The sequence below is a fragment of the Streptomyces sp. NPDC003011 genome, assembly GCF_053591515.1.
The window spans coordinates 1-3,249 of sequence record NZ_JBSFTY010000178.1; the positions used below are offsets into that span (position 1 = coordinate 1).

4 protein-coding genes are annotated in these 3,249 nt (G+C 67.8%); 1 reads left to right on the forward strand and 3 read right to left on the reverse strand.

The annotated features are described in order from the left end of the window. Nucleotides 1-37 precede the first annotated feature (37 nt). The 3 genes from ACWD0J_RS41095 to ACWD0J_RS41105 all read right to left on the reverse strand — a co-directional run bounded on the left by ACWD0J_RS41095 (nt 38) and on the right by ACWD0J_RS41105 (nt 2,065). A complete protein-coding gene (locus ACWD0J_RS41095; protein ID WP_451500977.1) occupies nt 38-544 on the reverse strand; it encodes an HNH endonuclease in 507 nt (168 codons plus the stop codon). A gap of 156 nt (nt 545-700) precedes the next feature. Next, nucleotides 701-1,240: a YbhB/YbcL family Raf kinase inhibitor-like protein gene (locus ACWD0J_RS41100; protein ID WP_451500978.1), complete on the reverse strand. Its 540-nt coding sequence runs from the start codon at nt 1,238-1,240 to the stop codon at nt 701-703. A 42-nt stretch (nt 1,241-1,282) separates the two neighbouring features. Next, nucleotides 1,283-2,065 (reverse strand): sporulation protein, encoded by a 783-nt coding sequence (locus ACWD0J_RS41105; RefSeq protein WP_451500979.1) that lies wholly within the window; start codon nt 2,063-2,065, stop codon nt 1,283-1,285. A 181-nt stretch (nt 2,066-2,246) separates the two neighbouring features. Between ACWD0J_RS41105 and ACWD0J_RS41110 the strand changes: the two genes are divergently transcribed. Further along, nucleotides 2,247-2,888, forward strand: a complete 642-nt coding sequence (locus ACWD0J_RS41110; protein ID WP_451500980.1) for a DNA-3-methyladenine glycosylase — start codon at nt 2,247-2,249, stop codon at nt 2,886-2,888. Nucleotides 2,889-3,249 lie beyond the last annotated feature (361 nt).

The window sequence follows — 3,249 nt, forward strand, 5'->3', positions numbered from 1 at the left end:
CTCCTGACGGAGGTGGGCCCCGGTTCCGTTCTGCGGCCTAGGCGGCGGGCTGAGCCAGCCATTGCGGCAGCGCGGCCAGGTCGTCCTGGCCGAGAGCCAGCAGCATCGCGCCCGCCGGAGTCGGCTCGAAGGGCTCCCGCAGCAGCGGCATGCCCGCCTGCTCCGGAGTCCGGTTGGCCTTGCGGTGGTTGTCCTCCGCGCACGAGGCCACCGTGTTCAGCCAGGTGTCCTGACCACCCTGCGACCGCGGCACCACATGGTCCACGGTGGTCGCCCGCCGGCCGCAGTACGCGCACCGGTGCCGGTCCCGCACCAGGACACCCCGCCTCGACCACGGTGCTTGTCTTCGGAACGGCACCCTGACATACCTGCACAGCCTGATCACCCGGGGCGCCGGTATGTCGACCGCGGCTCCGCGCATGCGCAGTTCGGGGTGCGACTGCTCGACGACGGCCTTGTCCTGCAGCACCAGAACGACGGCGCGGTTCAGCGTCACCGTCGACAGCGGCTCGAAGCTCGCGTTCAGCACCAACGTGTCCCGCATGACCAGCCCACCTCCCGTGTGCACCCGCCCACCCCATGGCGGACTGGGATCAACTCTGGCCGGGCACGCCGAGATGGACAACGAAATAAAAGTGCCCGCCCCTGATCACTTCCAAGACCAGGGACGGGCAAAACGTGCAGTGAACTCCGAGCTCGCTCAGCTCTGTTCGGGGATCTCGTACTCACCGATCAGCTGGGCACGCGCGATCGTGTGGAACCGGAGGTTGAAGCCCACGAACGCGGGAGAGGCGTCCGCGTCCGGGCCCAGCTTCTCCTGGTCCACGGCGTACACCGTGAACACGTACCGGTGCGGCCCGTCCCCGGGCGGCGGCGCGGCACCGCCGAAGTCCTTCGTGCCGTAGTCGTTGCGCGCCTGGACGGCGCCCTCCGGCAGTCCCTCGAACGTGCCGCTGCCCGCCCCCACCGGCAACTCGGTCACCGAGGCAGGGATGTCGAACACGACCCAGTGCCAGAACCCGCTGCCCGTCGGAGCGTCGGGGTCGTAGCAGGTCACGGCGAAACTCTTGGTCTCGGGCGGGAAGCCCTCCCACCGCAGCTGCGGCGAGGTGTTGCCGGCCGCGTGGACCTGAGCGTCCTTGAGCGGCGCCCCCTCCGTGACGTCCTCGCTCGTCACCGTGAACGACGGCACGGGCGGATGGAAGTCGTGGGGGAGCGGCCGCCTCTTGAGCTCGGTCACCTCGGTACCTCCTGATCGGTTCTGGAGTCAGTGCTTGAGAGCCTAGAACCAGTTGCGCTTGCTGCCGACCTCGGACAGCCACTGGTTGAGGTACGCCACCCAGTCCGTCCCCTGGTAGTCGTTCAGACCCACCTGGAAGGAGCGGAAGGTGTCGCTGCCCTCGCTGAACAGACCCGGCCTCTTGTCCATCTCCAGGATGACGTCCATCGCGCTCTGGTCGGCGACGAAGCTCAACTCCACCTGGTTCAACCCCCGGTACTGCTGCGGCGGCAGGAACTCGATCTCCTGGTAGAACGGCAGCTTCTGGCGCGTGCCCCGGATGAGGCCGCGCTCCATGTCCGCGTTCTTGAAGCGGAAGCCCAGCTGGATGAAGGCGTCCAGGATCGCCTTCTGCGCGGGCAGCGGATGCACGTTGACCGGGTCCAGGTCACCCGAGTCCACCGCGCGGGCGATCTCCAGCTCGGTGGACACCCCGATGTGCATGCCCGGCAGCGCGTGGCCGTCGATCGTCGTGATCGGCGTCTCCCACGGGATCTCCAGCCCGAACGGCACCACGTGCACCGCGTTCGCCTTCAGCTCGAAGGCACCGCCGAGCCGCTGCTTCGTGAACTCGATGTCCTGCTTGTACTCCTGATCGCCGCTCTCGACCTCGACCTTGGCCTGCAGGCCGACCGACAACGCCTCGATCTGCTGGTCCACGGACCCGCCCTGGATCCGCACCTCACCCTGGACGACACCACCGGGAACGACGTTGACCTCGGTCAGCACCGTCTCCACCGAAGCCCCGCCGGCCCCCAGGCTCGCGAGCAGCTTCTTGAACGCCATGTCTCTCCCTCTCCGGGCGGGCCGTCCGGCACCGCCCGTTCCGTCGTCCTGCTTCTGCGTGTGGATCCTTGATCCTTGAAACGCGATCCGGTCGTGGCCGGTTCCGCGCCCTCACCCTGGCAAGGCGAACGCCCCCGCACCACCCCGTGGCGACCACCCGTCTGCACTACCCTCGGACGGCATGATCGCGACCCTTGACCGTACGCCCCTCAGCCGCGACTTCTTCGACCGACCCGTTCTGGAGGTCGCCCCCGACCTCTTGGGCCGCCTCCTCGTGCGCACCACCCCGGACGGTCCGATCACCCTGCGCCTCACGGAGGTCGAGGCCTACGACGGCCCGAACGACCCCGGCTCCCACGCCTATCGCGGCCGTACGGACCGCAACGACGTGATGTTCGGTCCGCCCGGACACGTGTACGTCTACTTCACCTACGGCATGTGGTTCTGCATGAACCTGGTGTGCGGCCCGGAGGGCAGGGCGAGCGCCGTACTGCTCCGCGCCGGAGAGATCGTCGAGGGCGCCGAGCTGGCCCGCAAACGTCGACTCTCGGCCCGAAATGACAAGGAACTGGCCAAAGGACCGGCCCGCCTGGCCACGGGACTGGACGTGGACCGGGCCCTGAACGGCACGGACGCCTGCGCTGCCGGGGACACACCGCTGCGGGTGCTGGCCGGCACGCCCGTAGCGTCCGACCAGGTACTCAACGGCCCCCGCACCGGAGTGGCCGGCGACGGAGGCGTGCACCCCTGGCGTTTCTGGATCGCTGACGACCCGACGGTGAGCCCCTACCGCGCCCACGTCCCCAGGCGTCGCCGAAGTTGACGCACCTTGCGGAGGTGCGTAACGTAGCCCGAGCCGCTTGACCCGGGTACGGCGTTCGCCAGCAGCCGGAAGCGGCCAAACCACTACCTACGACTCCCTCCAGCGAGGGCCGATTCGACATGTCCGCATGTCTGAATTCGGAACTCACGGAACTCGATTATGAGCTGGCTCGGGAATCGGCTAACGTAGTGAATGTCGAAAGGCCGACAGGCGAAAGCCAGGGCCTTGAAGCAAATCCCGCCGACAGGGAATCGGGTCCGAAAGGGTCTGATAGAGTCGGAAACGCAAGACCGAAGGGAAGCGCCCGGAGGAAAGCCCGAGAGGGTGAGTACAAAGGAAGCGTCCGTTCCTTGAGAACTCA

Excerpts from the sequence above, each read along its gene's own strand:
- ACWD0J_RS41095 (WP_451500977.1), bottom strand. The coding sequence starts at position 544 with ATGCGGGACACGTTGGTGCTGAACGCGAGCTTCGAGCCGCTGTCGACG.
- ACWD0J_RS41105 (WP_451500979.1), bottom strand. The coding sequence starts at position 2,065 with ATGGCGTTCAAGAAGCTGCTCGCGAGCCTGGGGGCCGGCGGGGCTTCG.
- ACWD0J_RS41110 (WP_451500980.1), top strand. The coding sequence starts at position 2,247 with ATGATCGCGACCCTTGACCGTACGCCCCTCAGCCGCGACTTCTTCGAC.